Source organism: Gryllotalpicola reticulitermitis (genome assembly GCF_042651345.1).
Taxonomy (GTDB): domain Bacteria; phylum Actinomycetota; class Actinomycetes; order Actinomycetales; family Microbacteriaceae; genus Gryllotalpicola; species Gryllotalpicola reticulitermitis.
In genome coordinates this window covers 1,135,281-1,152,046 of sequence record NZ_JBHSCN010000005.1, presented here as the reverse complement: position 1 = coordinate 1,152,046, position 16,766 = coordinate 1,135,281, and the positions used below count along the sequence as shown (strand labels likewise).

The 16,766-nt window shown below is 67.0% G+C and carries 19 protein-coding genes; 7 read left to right on the top strand and 12 right to left on the bottom strand.

Features of this window, described 5'->3' with window-relative positions; translation table 11 throughout:
* Position 1: 1 nt before the first annotated feature.
* Together ACFOYW_RS12525 and ACFOYW_RS12520 are read right to left on the bottom strand one after the other, a co-directional pair.
* Positions 2 to 634 (bottom strand): Type 1 glutamine amidotransferase-like domain-containing protein, encoded by a 633-nt coding sequence (locus ACFOYW_RS12525; RefSeq protein WP_390229318.1) that lies wholly within the window; start codon positions 632 to 634, stop codon positions 2 to 4.
* Between the two features lie 25 nt (positions 635 to 659).
* Positions 660 to 980 carry a hypothetical protein gene (locus ACFOYW_RS12520; protein ID WP_390229316.1) on the bottom strand — a complete coding sequence of 107 codons (321 nt, stop codon included), beginning with the start codon at positions 978 to 980 and terminating at the stop codon, positions 660 to 662.
* 95 nt (positions 981 to 1,075) lie between these two features.
* Between ACFOYW_RS12520 and ACFOYW_RS12515 the strand changes: the two genes are divergently transcribed.
* Positions 1,076 to 1,561 carry a hypothetical protein gene (locus ACFOYW_RS12515; RefSeq protein WP_390229314.1) on the top strand — a complete coding sequence of 162 codons (486 nt, stop codon included), beginning with the start codon at positions 1,076 to 1,078 and terminating at the stop codon, positions 1,559 to 1,561.
* A gap of 55 nt (positions 1,562 to 1,616) precedes the next feature.
* Here the strand turns inward: ACFOYW_RS12515 and ACFOYW_RS12510 are convergent, their stop codons facing one another.
* The gene (locus ACFOYW_RS12510) at positions 1,617 to 2,441 is read right to left on the bottom strand and encodes a MerR family transcriptional regulator (protein WP_390229312.1); all 825 of its coding nucleotides are present in this window, start codon (positions 2,439 to 2,441) and stop codon (positions 1,617 to 1,619) included.
* Between the two features lie 131 nt (positions 2,442 to 2,572).
* On the opposite strand from ACFOYW_RS12510, the gene ACFOYW_RS12505 reads away from it, so the two are divergent.
* Entirely contained in the window at positions 2,573 to 2,953 is a 381-nt protein-coding gene (locus ACFOYW_RS12505; protein ID WP_390229310.1) for a nuclear transport factor 2 family protein, read from the top strand.
* Positions 2,954 to 3,048: 95 nt separating this feature from the next.
* Here the strand turns inward: ACFOYW_RS12505 and ACFOYW_RS12500 are convergent, their stop codons facing one another.
* The 3 genes from ACFOYW_RS12500 to ACFOYW_RS12490 form a co-directional block, all read right to left on the bottom strand.
* Positions 3,049 to 3,510 (bottom strand): MarR family winged helix-turn-helix transcriptional regulator, encoded by a 462-nt coding sequence (locus ACFOYW_RS12500; protein ID WP_390229308.1) that lies wholly within the window; start codon positions 3,508 to 3,510, stop codon positions 3,049 to 3,051.
* A 99-nt stretch (positions 3,511 to 3,609) separates the two neighbouring features.
* Positions 3,610 to 4,407 (bottom strand): class I SAM-dependent methyltransferase, encoded by a 798-nt coding sequence (locus ACFOYW_RS12495; protein WP_390229306.1) that lies wholly within the window; start codon positions 4,405 to 4,407, stop codon positions 3,610 to 3,612.
* 101 nt (positions 4,408 to 4,508) lie between these two features.
* Positions 4,509 to 5,102 carry a TetR/AcrR family transcriptional regulator gene (locus tag ACFOYW_RS12490; protein ID WP_390229304.1) on the bottom strand — a complete coding sequence of 198 codons (594 nt, stop codon included), beginning with the start codon at positions 5,100 to 5,102 and terminating at the stop codon, positions 4,509 to 4,511.
* 95 nt (positions 5,103 to 5,197) lie between these two features.
* On the opposite strand from ACFOYW_RS12490, the gene ACFOYW_RS12485 reads away from it, so the two are divergent.
* On the top strand, positions 5,198 to 6,259 hold the full coding sequence (locus ACFOYW_RS12485) for an aldo/keto reductase (RefSeq protein WP_390229302.1): 1,062 nt from the start codon (positions 5,198 to 5,200) through the stop codon (positions 6,257 to 6,259).
* Between the two features lie 30 nt (positions 6,260 to 6,289).
* Here the strand turns inward: ACFOYW_RS12485 and ACFOYW_RS12480 are convergent, their stop codons facing one another.
* Positions 6,290 to 6,886: a TetR/AcrR family transcriptional regulator gene (locus ACFOYW_RS12480; RefSeq protein ID WP_390229300.1), complete on the bottom strand. Its 597-nt coding sequence runs from the start codon at positions 6,884 to 6,886 to the stop codon at positions 6,290 to 6,292.
* 81 nt (positions 6,887 to 6,967) lie between these two features.
* Here ACFOYW_RS12480 and ACFOYW_RS12475 point away from each other — a divergent pair, with 81 nt between their 5' ends.
* Entirely contained in the window at positions 6,968 to 8,017 is a 1,050-nt protein-coding gene (locus tag ACFOYW_RS12475; RefSeq protein WP_390229298.1) for a zinc-binding alcohol dehydrogenase family protein, read from the top strand.
* Between the two features lie 133 nt (positions 8,018 to 8,150).
* Here the strand turns inward: ACFOYW_RS12475 and ACFOYW_RS12470 are convergent, their stop codons facing one another.
* The 4 genes from ACFOYW_RS12470 to ACFOYW_RS12455 form a co-directional block, all read right to left on the bottom strand.
* The gene (locus tag ACFOYW_RS12470; RefSeq protein WP_390229296.1) at positions 8,151 to 10,202 is read right to left on the bottom strand and encodes a GMC oxidoreductase; all 2,052 of its coding nucleotides are present in this window, start codon (positions 10,200 to 10,202) and stop codon (positions 8,151 to 8,153) included.
* A 91-nt stretch (positions 10,203 to 10,293) separates the two neighbouring features.
* The gene (locus ACFOYW_RS12465; RefSeq protein ID WP_390229294.1) at positions 10,294 to 11,208 is read right to left on the bottom strand and encodes a carbohydrate ABC transporter permease; all 915 of its coding nucleotides are present in this window, start codon (positions 11,206 to 11,208) and stop codon (positions 10,294 to 10,296) included.
* The gene (locus ACFOYW_RS12460) at positions 11,205 to 12,053 is read right to left on the bottom strand and encodes a carbohydrate ABC transporter permease (RefSeq protein WP_390229292.1); all 849 of its coding nucleotides are present in this window, start codon (positions 12,051 to 12,053) and stop codon (positions 11,205 to 11,207) included. The genes ACFOYW_RS12465 and ACFOYW_RS12460 overlap by 4 nt, the downstream gene beginning before the upstream one ends.
* An 84-nt stretch (positions 12,054 to 12,137) precedes the next feature.
* Positions 12,138 to 13,451, bottom strand: coding sequence for an ABC transporter substrate-binding protein (locus tag ACFOYW_RS12455; protein WP_390229290.1), 1,314 nt, complete (start codon positions 13,449 to 13,451; stop codon positions 12,138 to 12,140).
* Between the two features lie 145 nt (positions 13,452 to 13,596).
* On the opposite strand from ACFOYW_RS12455, the gene ACFOYW_RS12450 reads away from it, so the two are divergent.
* On the top strand, positions 13,597 to 14,745 hold the full coding sequence (locus ACFOYW_RS12450) for a LacI family DNA-binding transcriptional regulator (protein ID WP_390229288.1): 1,149 nt from the start codon (positions 13,597 to 13,599) through the stop codon (positions 14,743 to 14,745).
* 22 nt (positions 14,746 to 14,767) lie between these two features.
* On the opposite strand, the gene ACFOYW_RS12445 is transcribed toward ACFOYW_RS12450, so the two are convergent.
* Positions 14,768 to 15,217 carry a MarR family winged helix-turn-helix transcriptional regulator gene (locus ACFOYW_RS12445; RefSeq protein ID WP_390229652.1) on the bottom strand — a complete coding sequence of 150 codons (450 nt, stop codon included), beginning with the start codon at positions 15,215 to 15,217 and terminating at the stop codon, positions 14,768 to 14,770.
* Positions 15,218 to 15,346: 129 nt separating this feature from the next.
* Between ACFOYW_RS12445 and ACFOYW_RS12440 the strand changes: the two genes are divergently transcribed.
* On the top strand, positions 15,347 to 16,090 hold the full coding sequence (locus ACFOYW_RS12440) for an SDR family oxidoreductase (protein WP_390229286.1): 744 nt from the start codon (positions 15,347 to 15,349) through the stop codon (positions 16,088 to 16,090).
* Positions 16,090 to 16,473: a putative quinol monooxygenase gene (locus ACFOYW_RS12435; RefSeq protein WP_390229284.1), complete on the top strand. Its 384-nt coding sequence runs from the start codon at positions 16,090 to 16,092 to the stop codon at positions 16,471 to 16,473. Before ACFOYW_RS12440 ends, ACFOYW_RS12435 begins: the two co-directional genes overlap by 1 nt.
* Positions 16,474 to 16,766: the final 293 nt, after the last annotated feature.

The window sequence follows — 16,766 nt, the reverse complement described above, 5'->3', positions numbered from 1 at the left end:
GCTATACGACCGCGACGCTGCTCCCATTCACGACCAGCGCCTGCCCGTCGCGCAACGGCCAGAACGGCTGTCTGGCGCTTGCATACTGGGCAGCCACGTCTCCGAGAATCTCGGTTTCGGGATGGCCCGGCGAGTGCAGGTGCGGAACGACCGGACGATCGAGGATTCCGAGGCCGTCATACCGGACCGTCCCGTACGTGGCGGCGCACACGTCGGTCGGGTCGCAGAGCTCGAGGCCCGCGAGGCTTGGCGCGAGCACGCACGCACCCGCGCTAAAGCCCGCATAGACCATCGTGTCCTGACGCAACCGCTCGGTGACGATGGCGTCCAACCCTGATCTCGCCATCGCCGCCCGCAACGTGAAGACGTTCCCTCCGCGGATCCAGACGAAGTCCGGCGCCCCGAAGCGCTCGCTCAACGTGGCCGGGTCGTAGTTCCTCAGATCCAGGTCTTCGGCACGAAGGCCCAGCGCACCCAGATTGGCGATCTGCACGCTGACATCGGCCTGACGGCGCGTCTCGTCCAAACCGTCGAGCGCATTCATGACCACCCAGCCGCGCCGGTCACCGGTGACCAGACTCGCGAACAGGTCGGGGCGGTCACCAAGCTGGTACGACGACAGGTACAGGCGCACCAGTCGAGCGTATTCCGGGCACGGGTCAGGCCACGGTGTAGCCGGCTGATTCCAGCGCCCGGATCATGCGACCGCGCGCCGGCGATGATACGAAGGCGATTCCCTCGCCCGCGCCGAGCTCCCAGTGCACGCGCACGCCGAGCGGCACTCGCAGGATCGCCAGGATCTCAGCGCGCTCGATGAACTGCACGACCGACAGGGCCTGGACGAGCAGGCCACCCTCGTAGATCTGGAACCGACGAGCACCGGGGAAGCCGGCGGAGACGGGGTAGCCGGCGGCATTGATGCCGACGGACCACGGCCGCATCGTGGCGACCAGCGCACCGCGGTCCAGCTCATCTGCCATGGAAGCGATCCTCCCATCCCTGCGGCATCGCCCGGCTCGCTCGGCTCGCCCGGCCGGCTCTGCTCGCCCGGCTCGCGCGGCGTAGCCTGACAACCGTGCAGGCTCTCGGCGGAGTGCTCATCGGGGTCGGTGCGGCCGTCGGGGTCCTTGCGATCGTATGGTGGGGCATCAATTCAGCTCGGCGCGCACGTTCGGACGCGGCTGGATCGGATGCGGCTGGACTCGCCGACGTCATCATCGAGGACGGCCGCCTCATCGTCGTCCCGCGCGGCCCGTGGAAGGTGTTGTCCCTCACCACACGGATCGTCGCGTCACTGAACCAGGTCGTCGGTTGCCGAGCTGACCCCGACCCACGCTCGTCGCATCCTGCCAACCTGCGCGTGGGCGGCACAGGGCTGCCGGGGCGCGTGCGCGCCGGATACATGGTCGGCGCGGACGGCCCAAGCTGGTGGCTGTACCGCTACGGCGGCTCAGCGATCGTCATCGAGCTCGACGGAAACCGGCTGGCATACCTCGTCATCGAGGTCGATGACCCCGGCAGAACCATCGAGATGATCCGCCGCGCCGCAGCGACACGGTGAGCCGCGCGCGAACCCCGGCCGACTCCGCGACGCTAAGGCCCCGGTCACGGCCCGCTCACGGGGTCGTCGCCGTGGCGAAGATCGGCCAGCCGATCTCGGTGCGCCACTGGGTGCGGTCCGCGGTGTGGTGCCGGTTGACGGGGTAGAACTCGTGGATCGGACCTTCGACCGCCAAGGCGTGGCGGCTCACGTAGTCGGCAAGGGCGCCGTACTCGCGGTCGATCCCCTCGTCCGGGCCGTCGTGGCCGATCACCGCCAGCTCCACCGGTGGCAGCTCACGCAGGTGGACGCGTCCGGCTGGCCGCAGCTGCGCCGCGATCGGCAGGTAGACGGTGGCTTCACCGCGTTCGACCGTGAACACCTCGTCGGCATAGATTCCCCCGGCAGCGGCCGTCGGCTCGACGTGCTGGCTGTCGGCGACCGCGTACAGCTCGCCCAGCGCGCCGTTGTACCAGGCGCCGATGTCAGGAGTCGCGACGTCTCCGGTCACGGCGGCCACGCGGCGCGCCGGCAGCCGTCGGTGCTCGATCGGGGTCGCGACCTGCGGATGCTCGAGCAGATCGCGCAGTGACGCGACGGCAGCCTGGGTGCCGGCGAGCTCGCGCTCGAGGCGGCGAAGGTGGCGTGCGATCAGCTCGTTGCGGGCAGACAGATCACTGGTGTGCAGGATGTCTCGGATGTCCTCCAGCGGCATCCCGAGGTCACGGAAGCGATGGATGATCTGCGCGGTCCCGATCTGACGGAGCCCGTAGCGGCGGTACCCGGATGCCTGGTCGATCTGCGCCGGCTCCAGCAGCCCCTGCTCGTGATAATGCCGCAGCGCCTTGACGCTCAGGTGGGTGGCGCGGGCGAAGTCGCCGATCGACAGCAGCTCGGACATGAGCCCAGTGTGGACTCTCCGGTAAGGGGAGAGTCCAGTGCCGACAGCGACTTGACCCTCCCCTTGCGGCATCGCCCAACGTGGAACCAGTTCCGGGAACAGCCCGAGAACGACACGAAAGGAGAGCCAGCATGGCTACCGAGATCCCCCTGGACGGCGTTGTCGCCGAGCACCTGCGCGCCGTCAACTCGTTCGACGTCGACGCGATCATGGCGACGTTCGCAGAGGACGCGTACGTCAACGACGCGCGGCGCGAGATCCGCGGCACGGATGCTGTGCGCCGGTGGGTCGAGAAGGAGATGGTCGGCGACCACGTCACCATCGACCCCGTCGAGGTGCTCGACCACTACGGCGACGTGATCGTGCGCGGCCGCTACGACGGCGACTACGACAAGACGAACCTGCCGGACGAGCTGATCCTGAGCAACTACTTCTCGATCCGCAACGGCAAGATCGTCGCGCTCGCAGTGATCTTCAACCAGCCGTCGGAATACGACGCGCCTTCCGCGTGATCGCGCGTCTCGCGGTCCCCGGCGCCGGTCAGGCCCGGATGCCTGTGGCGCGGTCCCTAGTCTCGGCGCGCAGCCGCGGTGTCTAACCGCGATGTCTAGTCGCTCTCGAGTTGCTCGGGTTCTGGCGCGGGAAGTCCGGCCGTGATCTTGTCGAGGAGGTGATCGAACAACTCCCGCTCCGACGGGTCCAGCGGCGCGAGGAGGCTCTCGTCGACGGCGGCCATCGCCGCGTCGCGTCCGTCGAGGAGCGCGAGTCCTGCGGATGTGGCGTGGACGCGCTTGCTGCGTTCGTCGCCGGTGGCGGTGCGCCGCTCGACGAGCCCCCGGCCCTCCAGCCCGCGCACCACGCCGGAGACGTTCGCGGCGGTGGTGCGCGTCGCGTTCGCGATGTCGCGCTGCATCGCTCCCGGATGCTCGGCCAGATAGTTGAGGACGAATGCCTGCTGCAGCGTCAGTCCGCGACTGCGAATCCACTCCTGCCCGGCTCTGACCTGCGCCCAGTTGATCACGCGGAGCTTCTCAAGAGCGCTGACGGCGACCGGGCGACGGGATGGCATACGGCCGACGCTAACGGACGCGGCTAGGACCATGCGACGCGCATAACGCGATCACTCGATCACTCGATCGCTCGATCGCTCGATCGCTCGATCACGCGATCACGCGATCGCGGAGACGAACTCCGTGTCGATGACATCCGTGTGCGGGACGCCTCTGACGACGTCCGGCGCCTCGACCGCCCAGCCGGCGTCGACGAAGAGAGTGAGGAACGTGCTCCGCGAGTAGATCGACGGCATCGCCACGATGTCGCCGAAGAATTCCCTGTTGAACTCGGCGATCACCGTGTCGGAGTCGAGACCGGCGGCGTGCGATTCCAGCGTCGCCGCAAGACGGCTTCCCGCTGCAGCGCGCCGGTGCAGGCCGGCGAGGAGGGCGATCACGTCCCTCTTCGTCAGGAAGACGAACAGGTGCTCGGCGAGGAACAGGGTCGGCTGGCTCGCGTCGTGGCCGGCGACGTCCAGTGCCGCGGCGACGTCGTCGGTGCGGAAGTCGATCGGGACGAGCGTCAGCCGGGACGTGTCAGCGCCGCCGCTGCGGAGCCGGCGAGCTTTCTCGGCCGACACCTCGGGCAGGTCGAGGTCGAAGAATCGCAGCCCCGGGGTGCGGAAGCGCAGAGCCCGGTCGTCGAATCCCGCCCCGCAGATCACTACCTGGGTGATCCCGCCTGCGATGGCGTTCAGGACCTGCTCGTCGAAGAACTCGATGCGCGGCCCCGTCATGGTGAGCAGGATGCCGAGATCCATCGATTCACCGTCCGGATCGACCGGTTTCCACTCCTGGTTGATCAGTTCCTGCGAGTTCGCGTCGCCGTCGGCGGTGTGCGGGCGGTCCTTGCCCGCTCGGCACAGCGCCAGGCTGCGTCGCACCACAGCGATCGCGTCGGTTTCTGCCGTCATCATGGCCGTCCTTCGGTACAACGCCGCCGGAGGCGCTCTCCGGGGCCGCGGTCAGCGCCGCCCTTCGAGCCTAGATAGGTAAGTAGTTAATAGTCAAGCCATTAACTATCGATTGATGCCGGGGCCGTCAACGCGGCCGCGGCCGCCGCGACAGCGGTGGTCAGTGCGCGCCGTTCCCGGGCTCGACGATCGGCGGGCCCCGTCGCATCCGGATCGAGGTTACGGATGCCTGGCGCCATGCTCTCCCACGCGTTCGCCGCGGCAAGCACCAGCAGAATCACGTCGATCACACCCCATTTGGTGGTGTCGACCCCGACGGCGTGCTCGAGCTGGCCGAGCTTGGAGCGGTAGGCCTCGACATCCGCCTCGGATGCGTCCTCGCGCTCGAGCCGGCGCCACATCGTGAGGCGCGCGTATTCGGGATGCTCCGTGAGGTAGTCATAGATGGCCCCCGCATAGCCGGGCAGATCGTCGGGCGTGAGCGGAACGGCCTCGATCATCTGGTGGTGCCGCTGCGTGAGGACGGCATCGAACAAGCCTTCCTTCGACCCGAAGTACGAGTAGATCGCCTGTTTGCTCGCGCCCGCCTTTGCGGCGATGCGATCGACGCGCGCACCCGCAAGGCCGTGCTGGACGAACTCGTCGAAGGCCGCGTCCAGAAAGCGCTGACGCATCGCCGCAGAGTCGTAGGCCATGGCTTCCAGTATATCCGACTGACTAGTCGGTTTGACGTCCGCGTCAGTACAGCGTACTTTTAATTCCGACTAGTCAGTCTGATTGGAGCTTTATCGTGAACCTCACCGACTTCCGCACCTTCGGCCGCACCGGCCTGCGTGTCAGCCCACTGACGTTGGGCGCAATGACCTTCGGCGACCCCAGCTGGGGCGCTGACACCGCAGCCTCCGAAGCGATCGTCGACCACTACCTCGACGCGGGCGGCAACGCCATCGACACCGCGAATGGCTACACGGGTGGCCGCTCGGAAGAGACGCTCGGCGGCTACTTCGCGAAGCATCCGGGCCTGCGCGATCGCGTCGTGCTCGCGACGAAGTTCGCGGGCAACATGTTCCCCGGCGACCCGAACGGCGGAGGCGCCGGCCGTAAGGCGATCGTGCAGCAGCTCGAGGCATCCCTCGCCCGGCTCGGCACCGACTACGTCGACCTGTACTGGCTGCACAACTGGGATCGGCACACGCCCGTCGACGAGACCCTGGGCACACTCGAAGACCTCGTGCGCGCCGGCAAGATCCGCTACATCGGCCTGTCTGACACGCCGGCCTGGGCCGTGTCACGCATGGCGACCATCGCGGAGCTGCGCGGGTGGTCGGCGATCGCCGGCATTCAGGTCGAGTACTCCCTGGTGCAGCGCACGGTTGAGGGCGAGCTGTTCGGCGCGGCGCGCGCACTCGGTCTCGGTGTCACGCCGTGGAGCCCACTGGCCGGCGGCGTGCTCTCCGGCAAGTACACCCGCGTCAATCTGAAGCCCGAGGGCTCAGGTCGCGCGGCGCTGCGTCCCTCCCCTTACCTCACAGAGAGCACCTTCGCCCTCCTGGACGAGCTGGGACGCATCGCCGCGGAGCTCGACACCTCAGTGTCATCCGTCGCGCTCGCCTGGGTTCGCCAGCAGCAACCGGTCACGACCACGCTGATCGGCGCCCGCACCGTCGAGCAGCTCGACGCGAACCTCGGCTCGCTCGACATCGACGTCCCGGCGGACGAGCTCCACCGCCTCGATGAGCTGACCACGCCCGAGCTCGGCTTCCCGTTCGCCTTCCTCGAGGCGACGGCACGTGACTGGCAGCAGGGCGGGACGACCGTCAACGGCGTCGCCTCTCAGTCGTTCACGCGCTGAGCAGCGTATTTGCGCCCGCGCCGCCGCCCGTCAGGACTTCCCCTGGGCATCGAGGCGGGTCGCGTCCGTCGTGAGCGCGGCACGAAGCATCCGCAGCTGCTCGGCGGTGATGTCGCTGAGCGGGCGGCCATCGTCGCCACCGACCCAGGCCGCGAGGGATGTCTCGACGACGCTCGCGACGGTCTCGGCGAGCAGCGTGGCAGTCGTTGTGGGGATGCCTCGCTCGAGGTAGCCGATACGGATGGCTGCGGCGAGGTCGGCGCGCTTGCGCAGGCTTCGCTCCAGCAGCCCGGCGTCAGACATGATGATCGCGGTGCGTCGCAGTACCTTCGCGCGCTGCTGCTCGAGTTCGTCATCGGCGAAGCGCCGGATGCCCTCCACGATGAGTTCGAGGGGGTCCGCATCGGACGGGGCCTCCGCGAGGATGCGCCGCGCAATGGCGGGGAGCTGATCGTCTGCGTAGATGACCTCGCGCTTGTCGGCGAAGTGCCGGAAGAAGGTCCGGGTGGTCAGCCCTGCGCGCTCGGCGATCTGCGGGACGGTGGTGGCCGCGAAGCCCTGCTCCTCGAAGAGGTCGAGGGCGGCGGCCTCGAGACGCTCGCGCGCGTCAGGACTCCACCGGCTCATTCACTCAGCCTACGTGATGACATGCCGTGTCGTCACTGATACAGTGATGGCATCGCATGTCATCATCGAAAGGCAAATGCCGTGCCCGAACAGAACACCGCGCTGTGGCTGCGCAACCGCTTCGCCCGACTGACGGTCGGCCCCGCGCCGTACACCCCGCCTGGGCCGGGCGAGATCGTCGTGCGCGTGCGCGCGGTCGGCCTTAATCTGGTCGACAGCGTCAGCGGCGTTCTGCTCGGACTTGTCGCACCGTGGCTGAAGTTCCCCGCAGTCCTCGGCGGGGACGTCGCCGGAGACGTCGTGGAGGTAGGCGCGGGCGTCACCCGATTTCATGCGGGCGATCGGATTCTTGGGCTCGCGCTCGGTCTCGAACGCTCCCAGAACCGGCCGGCCGAGGGCGCATTCCAGAACTTCGCCGTGCTGATGGAGCACATGGTCTCGCCGATTCCCGAGACGATGAGCTTCGAGCAGGCCGCTGTGCTACCGCTGCAGCTGGCGACTGCGGCGACCGGGCTGTTCCAACAGGACCACCTCGGTCTCGCGCTGCCGACGGCGAATCCGCCCGAACGGCCGGAGACGGTACTCGTCTGGGGCGGCTCGACCGGGGTCGGCAGCAACGCGATCCAGCTCGCCCGGGGCGCCGGCTACCGAGTGGTGGCCACCGCATCGCCGCGTAACTTCGAGTACCTCCGCACTCTCGGCGCCGCCGCGACCGTCGATCGGAACAGCGCGACCGCGGTCGACGAGCTCGTCGCGGCGATCGGCGACAGTCCGCTGGCCGGCTCGCTCGCGATCGGCAACGGCTCAGTGCGCCCGGTCATGCAGCTCGCTGCCCGCGCACCCGGCACCAAGCGGGTCGCCTCGGCCGCCCCCGCGTTCGTCACCCGGCTGCAGTCGCGGGGTGCCAAGCGACTCGGCGTGCAGGTCAGCGGCATCTGGGGCGGCACGCTCAAGGACAACGAGGTCGGCCCGGCCGTGTTCGTCGACTTGCTCCCCGCCGCCCTCGCGACCGGCGCCTACCGCAGCGCTCCCGACGCCGAGGTCGTCGGCCACGGCCTCGACGCGATCCCCGCCGGGCTCAAGCAGCTCAGGCGTGGCGTCTCCGCGAAGAAGCTCGTAGTCACTCTCTGACGCGCCGTCGCTGCGACGAGGACCTCCAGGCGAGAGCGGAACTCTGCAGATTCCCACCTCCGCCTCGAGGTCCGCGTGTGTCGCGGGCGCCGGTTACACGAGTTTGGCGATGGCGCCGCGTGCCAAAGCGGCCTCAGCGCCCCGCGCGGACCATCAGGTCGGTGATGCGGAGCGAGTTGGCGAGGATGCTCAGAACAGGGTTGACACCCCCGTTCGTGACATGAACCGATCCGTCGGCGACCCTCACGTTGTCGTGCCCCCACACGCGGCCTTCTGGGTCCACAACAGAGCTTGCGGGGTCCGAGCCCATCCGGCAAGTGCCGGCCTGATGCTGTCCCCCGCTCGGCGCCCAATCAGACCGGCCGCGGCCGATCAGCGCGATGCGCGTCGCTCCGGCAGCTTCCAGCCACTCGCTCGCACGGTCGGCCAAGAAGTCGCGAGCGCGATAGTCCTCCTGGTGAAGTGCGCCAGACAGGCGCGCAACCGGGATACCGAATCGATCAGTGACGCGCGAGTCGATCGACACACGCGAATCGGCGCTGGTTACTTCTTGGATCGGGCCCATCACGCGGAGCATCCGTTCGGCAAGCTCGCGCATGCCTCGCTTTGCGCCTGCGCCCCACGACGGCAGGAAGCCAGCCGAGACCAGGTATCTGTATGTGTTCGACGGCGTGGGGACGAACTCGTCTGCGATCATGCCGCCACCGATGATTCCGGGATTGCCGTGCCGGTATTGCGTGATCGCGATCGACGGACCCGGGCCGCGCAGATCGACGATCGGGTCCTCGAACAGCGCCGTCGCACCGCCATACACGTGCCCTTGCAAGTGACGACCGACCTGGTCGGCATTGTTTCCGAGGCCGTTCGGCTCGCGTGAACTCGCACTGTTGAGCAGCAACCGCGCTGACTCGACGGCGCCACCCGCGATTACAACCTGCTCGGCATCGATGCTGCGGCGCCAGATGCCGTCGTGCGACTCGCCGACCAGCGCGACCCCGGTGACTCGCCCGCTGGCATCGGTCACGATGCGCTCGGCGGTTGCGGCGACGACGATGCTGCAGTTGCCAGTCGCGAAAGCCCGGGTCAGCATGGTGTTCTGGCTGCCGTTCTTTGCGTCAACCGGGCATGCGAAGCCGACGCACTGCGCGCACTGTACGCAAGCCAACCGGCCGAGGTATGGGCGGGAGTTGATCAACAGCGGAGGTGCCACCGTCTCGACGCCGAGCTGCGCTGCCGCGTCCCGAAGACGATTGCCCGGCCGCGTTCTGGGCAGCGGCGGCATCGGATACGGCCTCGACCGGGACCCAGAATGCGCGCCATCGCGCACGTCGCCGCTCACGCCGAGCTCCCACTCCGCACGCGAATAGAACGGCTCGAGGTCCTCGTAGCCGATGGGCCAATCCGCGAGTGAGCTGCCCGCCGGCACGCCGTACGTTGACGCCATCCGAAAATCGATCGGCGCGAAGCGCCATGCCTGGGCGCCATAGACGCGGGTGCCGCCCCCAACCGTCGACGCGTTGTTGCTGTAGCCCTGGTCCGACGCACGCAGCACGTGCTCGCCGTCACTGTTAGCCAGCACACGAGGGTGTCCGAAGTCGGCGAATCCGCTCAGCACGGAGAGATTCCATTCTGACCGGGGATTGCGAATGTGGTCACGAGACAGATCCCCCACCGTCGGCCACCCACCTGCCTCAACGACCAGAACGCGATAGCCGCTCTCAGCGAGCCCCGCCGCCGCCACGCCACCGCCCGCACCCGAACCGATCACGATGGCGTCATATCGTTGTCTCAGTGCGCCGGGCGTCGTCGGGGTAACGAGAGCGTCATCAACAGGAACCGTCGCCGGCCAGCCGTCTCTCGGTTCAGGTCGCCAGTTGAGCATTCGCCACGATGCACGGCCTCGGTTGCCACCATTCGCCGGGTCCGCATAGAACCCGCCACTGATGAGCTGCGCGAACCACTCCCAGTGCTCGCTAGTGGTGGGGTCGATCGCCGTGAGCAGCTCGTCGAGCCGCGGAATCCAATCCTCGCGCTCGCCCAACACGGTGCCGAGGAATTCGAGCGCCCCCGCGTCTGACGCCGACGGCCAATCGTCCCGCGGAACGACCCGGTCCGCGAGTACTCCGACGGCGTCATGTCGTGCGGCAAGGAAGATCGCAGCGGGACTTGCTTCTGTGAGAGACATTCGATTGGCCAATCAGACAGCGGTCGGTGACGGACAAATGGGTGAGGCGTGCCGGCGCGAGGTCGACCGCGTAAAGTCGGCGCGGTGACGCTCACCGACCGGCGAGCGAGCCGCCGATGCCGCCGACGCTGAAGAAGCGGTGGAGGACGGCGAACACGATTACTGGCGGCGCGAGCATCACGACCGCGCAGGCCATGACCGGCCCCCAGTCCGTCTGGTTCTGCTGGAAAAACGTCTGCAGCCCGATCGGCAGCGTGAACTGCGAATCAGAGCGCAGGAACACGAGCGCGACGAGGTAGTCGTTCCAGGCGAGCAAGAAGCTGTAGATCGCCGTGGACAGTATGCCGGGGAGCGAGTTGCGCAACACGATGCGCACAAAGCCCCCGAACAGTGACGCTCCGTCGATCCACGACGCCTCCTCGAGAGCCATGGGGATCGTGTCGAAGTACGCCGCCATCATCCAACACGCGACGGATGTCGATGAGGCGACATACACGATGGCCACCCCGCCGAGCGAGTCGACCAGCCCGACCGCGGAGAACAGGATGAAGAGCGGGATGATGAACACCACGACGGGAAAGCTCTGCACGACGAAGATGAGCAGCGAGAAAGCAGACACCACGCGGCCCCGACCACGCGAAAGGACGTAGCCGGCTGGCGCAGCTACCGCGACTGAGACCACGGTGGCCAGGATCGAGACCAGCAGACTGTTACCCAGCCAGACCAGCACCTGGGTATGCCCGAAGATGTAGCTGTAATTGCTCAGCGTCGGCCCCGGGATGTTCGAGTACAGCCTCGGCCGTAGCGACAGCCACAACACGACGAGGATCGGAACCAGCAGGACGAGGGTGACAACGCCGACGATGAGCGAGCGACGAATGCCTGCGACGCGGCGGCGACGCTGAAGAATCTGCCCTCGCAGCTCTGGGCTACTCGAGGATGGCCGCTCCCCCGGCCGCGCAGAGCCTAACGCGGCCACTGCAGCCTGCTGTGTCTGCGAGCTCATTCGAGGCCAGCCTTTCGAATCTGCCGGAACAGCACGACCGAGATGATCACGAGTGCCGCTGTCATGAGGAATGCAACCGCGACGCCATACCCCGGCTGAAAGTTCTGGAAGACGGACTGATACGCGAGAACGACAAGCGACGTCGTCGAATTGACGGGGCCACCACCAGTGATCAGGTAGATCGTGGCGAAGTCATTCACGGAGAACATCGCCATCAGGATCCAGCTGATGTACGTCGACCGACTTGTGATGGGGAGAACGATGTAGCGCAGCTGCTGCCAGCCCGTCGTTCCGTCTACGCGCGCCGCTTCGTAGACGCTCGGGTCGATCGTCTCCAGCGCGGCCGACGACATCATCATCATGAACGGGTAGCTGATCCACACCTTGAAGACGCACACCACCACCGCGGCGAGCGTCGGGTTCGCGAGGAAGAGAACGTTGCCCATGCCGACGCTCCGCGCCAGTTCCGGCACGATGCTGGTACGCGTGGCCACGAGCCAGTTCCAGCTCATTGACGACACCACGATCGGCACGATCCACGGGACAAGGAGCAACACCCGGTAGAGAGACTTGCCCGGGAAGTCCGGATGGAGGAGCAGCGAGAGCGCGAACCCGATCACCCAGCTCCCCAAGACGCCGCACAGCGCGAAGATCAGCGTGAACCGTGCCGCTGCCCAGAACGCCGGATCAGTCAGCGCTGCGCCGAAGTTGCTGAGTCCGACGAACGGTCCAGTCTGCAAAAGCGACCCATTGTGCAGGGACTGGACGGCCGCGTAGATCACCGGGTACGCGTTCACCACCAGCATCACGATCAAGGCGGGCAACGCGAACGTCGTCATAGTCATGCGACGTCCCAACACAGCGCCTCGACGCCCGCGGCGACGCACGAGAGCGGTCGGTCCAGATGAGAGAGTGTGCGTGCTCACGCGCTACTTGACCAGCTTCTCGAGTGCCGCCTGTAGCGTCTCCAGGATCTGCTTTGACGACTGCTTGCCCTGCACGATTTGCTGCACAAATGCCGCGCTCGCGGAGCCGCCATCCACCGCGTTCAGGGCACCGAACGCGTGGGGATCCTTCGCGCCGATTGTCTGCCCGATCGGCTGCCACTCGTTGATCGACTTAACGAGGTTCGGGTTGTTCTGGATCACCGGAAGGTTCGTGATGGACTTTTTCACCGGCAGGTCGGTGTCGACGCCACTCGTCCAGTACACGTGGATCTGGTCGAGGTAATAGGCGAGGAACGCCTCGGAGGAGGTTTGCGACGGCGTCGTCGTGAACATCATCAGCGGGTTGATGTAGTAGACCGTTCCTTTGTCGCCGTGGGGGCCCGTGAGCGGGTCGATGACCTTCACGTCACCCTGCTTGGCCGCCGGGAAGGTCTTGTCGAGGCCGGTCTGGTTGAAGCCCATTCCGATGTGCCCGCTCAGCCAGTCGTTCGAAAGATTGTCTGACGTGTAGCTCGCGGCGTTGGGATCGATGATTCCCTTCTGAACGCACTCATTGAGGAAGTCCAGCGTCTCGACGTTGCGATCCGTGACGCAATCCGGGTTTCCGTCCGCGTCGAACAGGCCGCCGCCGTTATTGATGAGGAGTGCGCCGACGGTGTGCTGAGCGTCGGTCGTAGTGCTGCCGGCAGCCATGCCCAAGCCGACCACGCCCTGCTTCTTCAGTGCCGATCCTGCGGTGATGAAGCTGTCCCAGTCGGTCGGGATTTCCGCGCCGGCCTTCTCCAAGATGCTCGTGTTGACCCAAAGAACGCGAAGATCAAGAGACCACGGCACGCCAGCGTAGCCCTTGCTCGTTTTCATCGACGGCAGCAGACCCGGCAGGAAGTCGTTCGTGCCGTTCTTGTCGAGCAGTTTGACGAGGTCGTCGGCCGGAGCGACGGCACCCTGCTCCAGGAAGTAGAACGGCAGGAACGCAGCACCCGACGCAACCGCCGGGGTCGTCTTCGATGCCGCCGCCGACGTGAATGTCTGGTACCAGTTATCCCAGGGCACCGACTGGAAGGTGACCCCGAGGTTCTTGCCCGTCGGCTTGTACGCGCTGGCGATCTTGCGCGAAGCGTTCGTGTAGGGGGTGCCGGTGCCCCACACCATGTCCCAGAACTTGAGCGTGCCCCCGCCGCGAGTGGTACCGCCGCTGTTCGGCGCACATGCCGCTAGGCCGAGCGTCACGGCCGCCGCCGCTCCCACTCCAATGAATCCGCGTCGGCTGAGCCGACGAACTGCGTCGCTATCCACGTTCGAACTCCCTTGTTCTTGGTGCACCGAAGTAAACCGGTTTATTACCTGGCCGAGACGTTATCGCAAAACCGGTTTACTACTCAAGAGCCCGCGCAAGTGTTTTGACAACATCCGCAAGAGGAATATGACCTAAAGTTCCCCCATGCCCGCTCGCCCGACAATCGCCGATGTTGCCCGTGCCGCCGGCGTGAGCAAGGGTGCGGCGTCACACGCCCTCAATGGCCGCCCAGGCGTTTCCGACGCCACCCGCGCCCGCGTGCGCGACGCCGCCACGGCGCTCGGATGGTTCCCGAACGGGATCGCGCGCGCGCTGTCAGGTTCGCGAGCGGATGCCCTCGGCTGGGCGATCGTGCGCACCCCCAAATCGCCCACCATCGATCCGTACTTCACCGAGCTCTTCTCCGGCATTGAGCTTGCGCTCGCCGCCACCCCGCTGTCTCTGGTTGCGAAACTCGTCACCGAGCGCGAGGAGGAGGACGAGCTCTACGCGCATTGGGCGGCCGAGCGCCGTGTCGACGGAGTCCTGCTGTCCGACGTGGATGCCCCCGACTGGCGATTCGACCGTCTCAATGAGCTCGGGCTGCCCTTCGCTGCTTTCCACAGCCGGCTGAACGTTCAGCCGGGGGTCTCTGGCGAACCGGCGCCTAGTGGCGGTGCGCACGCCCCGTCGGTGTGGCTGCCCGAGTTGCCCACAGTGTCGGGGCTGCTGGACCACGTGTTGGAGCATGGCCATCGCCGCATCGGCTGGATCAGTGGAGACCCTTTGAAGGCCGCGGTGCTCGTTCGCGAGCGAGCCACGTTGCTCTGGGCGCGGGAGCACGAGGCGTCCGTCGTCACCGTATTCACCGACTACAGCCCGGCTGCCGGCGCCAACGCCGCCGTCGAACTGCTGCGCTCGGATACGCCGCCTACGTGCCTCGTCTTCGACAGCGACATCATGGCGCTGGCCGGTGTCTCGGCCTGCCACGCGCTCGGGTTACGGGTGCCCGACGACATCTCCATCGCGTCGTTCATCGACTCACCGCTGTGCGAGGTAGCCATGCCGCCGATCACCGCGCTCAAACATCCGATCGTCGAGTTCGGCCAGCAATTGACGCTCCGACTGCTCGACCTTCTGGGTAACCACGCCCACGCGGGCGACAGCGCACGGGCGTACGCGAGGCCGGCGCTCCCGATGAGCGAGGACACATTCGACTCCAACGGCGACCGCGTGCTTCCGGTGCCCACGCTCACAGTGCGGCAGAGCGTGGGACCCGCGGCGAATGGCGTGGCATCAACACGGAGGCATTGACCGGCGCAGCGGAGGTAGCGGCTTAGGCAGGCTCTGGTCTGTGTGCTGCCAGAACCTTCGACAGCAGCAGGTTGAGCTGGTTCCGCTCCCCCTCGTTGAGTCCGGCGAGGAGCTCCGCCTGCGCCGCATCGGCGTGGTGCTGGATCTCGTCGAGGCGACGCAGACCCGGGCCAGTAAGGCTCACCTCATTGCGACGCCGATCATCCGGATCGGGCCGTCGGTCGACATGACCGCCGGCGGCGAGGCGGGTCACGATGCCGCTGACGTCGTTGCGGTCGAGCCCAAGCCGTCGGCCGAGCTCCGCCTGGCTGAGCGGACCGTATTCCTCCAGTGCGGCCAGGACGGCGAAATCAGAGCGCGCCGTCAGCGGCATGTGCCGGGCGGTCATACGGGCGCCGATCGTGGAAACCCGGCTCGCCTGCCAGCTCGCCAGGGCCCGCAACCGTGCCGGCGCCAGCGGGTCATCATCCATCTCGGCCACTGACCCAGCGTAACCGTTGGGGACCCCAACTTTCCGTGTTACATTGGGATCACCAACGTTGGCTACCCCAACGTATTGTTCACGAGCGTTGCTTGCGCCGTTTCCTGAAGGAGCATTTGTATGTCCGACATCTCTTCGACTCCCGACCTGTCCGGCCGGCGGGTCCTCATTCCCGGTGGCACCGGCGGCGTCGGCGAGGGCGCGGTACGCGCCTACCTCGCCTCCGGTGCCGATGTCGTCGTCCCCACCCGGAGCCTGGAGCGGGCGGATGAGTTCCGCAGCCTCCTCGGGGCGGCGGCGGGCGACCACCTGCACCTGTTCGAACACGACTACACAACCTTCGCCGGTGCGGATGCACTCGTGACGACGATGCTCGACCGGCTCGGCGGCATCGATGACGTGGTCGCCCCGATCGGCGGCTGGTGGCACGGCAAGACGCTCTGGGAGATCGACAACGCTGACTGGCAGACCGCGTTCGTAGAGCTCGCGACGACGCACATGGCGGTGCTGCGAGCGGCCCTGCCCCGCATGACCAGGATCGGCGCCTACTCGATCATCGTCGGCGAATCCGCCTCCACGCCGATTCCCGGCAGTGGTCTCGTGAGCATGGAGCAGGCCGCACTCCAGATGATGCACCGCGTACTGACGGCCGAGTTGCAGGATGCCAAGCGGGTGTTCCTGCTCGAACTCGGCCCTGTCAAGACCCGACACATCCCGACGGGCGACACCGCCCAGATCACCGCCGAGCAGGTCGGCGCCGTCGCCGTGGCGGCATCCGCCTCGACCTCCCCGGGCGCGCATCTCCAGCTGCACGACCGCCGGGCCGCAGACGATGTCCTCGCGCGCCTTGGAGGGGCCAAGTGATGCCAGACCCCAGCCGCGACGGACGGCCGCGCACCGACGGGACTTCCCCGAAGGCGACGTTCGTGAGCATCAACCAGATGCAGCCCAAAGACGGACAGCGCGATCAGCTCATCGCACTGTTGACCGAGTTCGCCGTTTCCATCCACGCGGAGCCGGGCTGCACTCACTACTCCGTGCACCAGGCCCCCGATGAGACCGGACCGTTGACGATCATCCAGGCCTACTCCTCCGTTGAGGCGTTCGACGAGCACGCCGTCTGGATGCGGCCGAACGTCCCCCGGCTGGCGGCGCTTCTCGCAGCACCCCTTCGACCGCCGGTGCTGTACGAGTCGGTGCCGCTCAGCGGGAATCCCAAGGAATCCCTCCGCCCGGGACCAGCCTGAGCGCGTCGGCTTCATCAGGGCGGGTGGCGCTGCTTCACGTCCCGACGAGGGGGACGCGTAGGCGAGTGGCCTTGCATTCTTTGACACCAGTGCGATCCTTAGCGGCGATGACGAACGAAGCCGGCGACCGCCATGATTTCGCCGCGGCCGTGCGAGCGAACGCAGAAGTGCTCGTGACCTTCAACCTCCGTCACGTCTCAGCTGACGCGCTGTCGCCGCACACCATCGACGCGAGGCGGCCGGAGCTCCCGGGTTCGCCGAGCGCGTCGGTCAGCTGCTCAACTCGCCCCAGG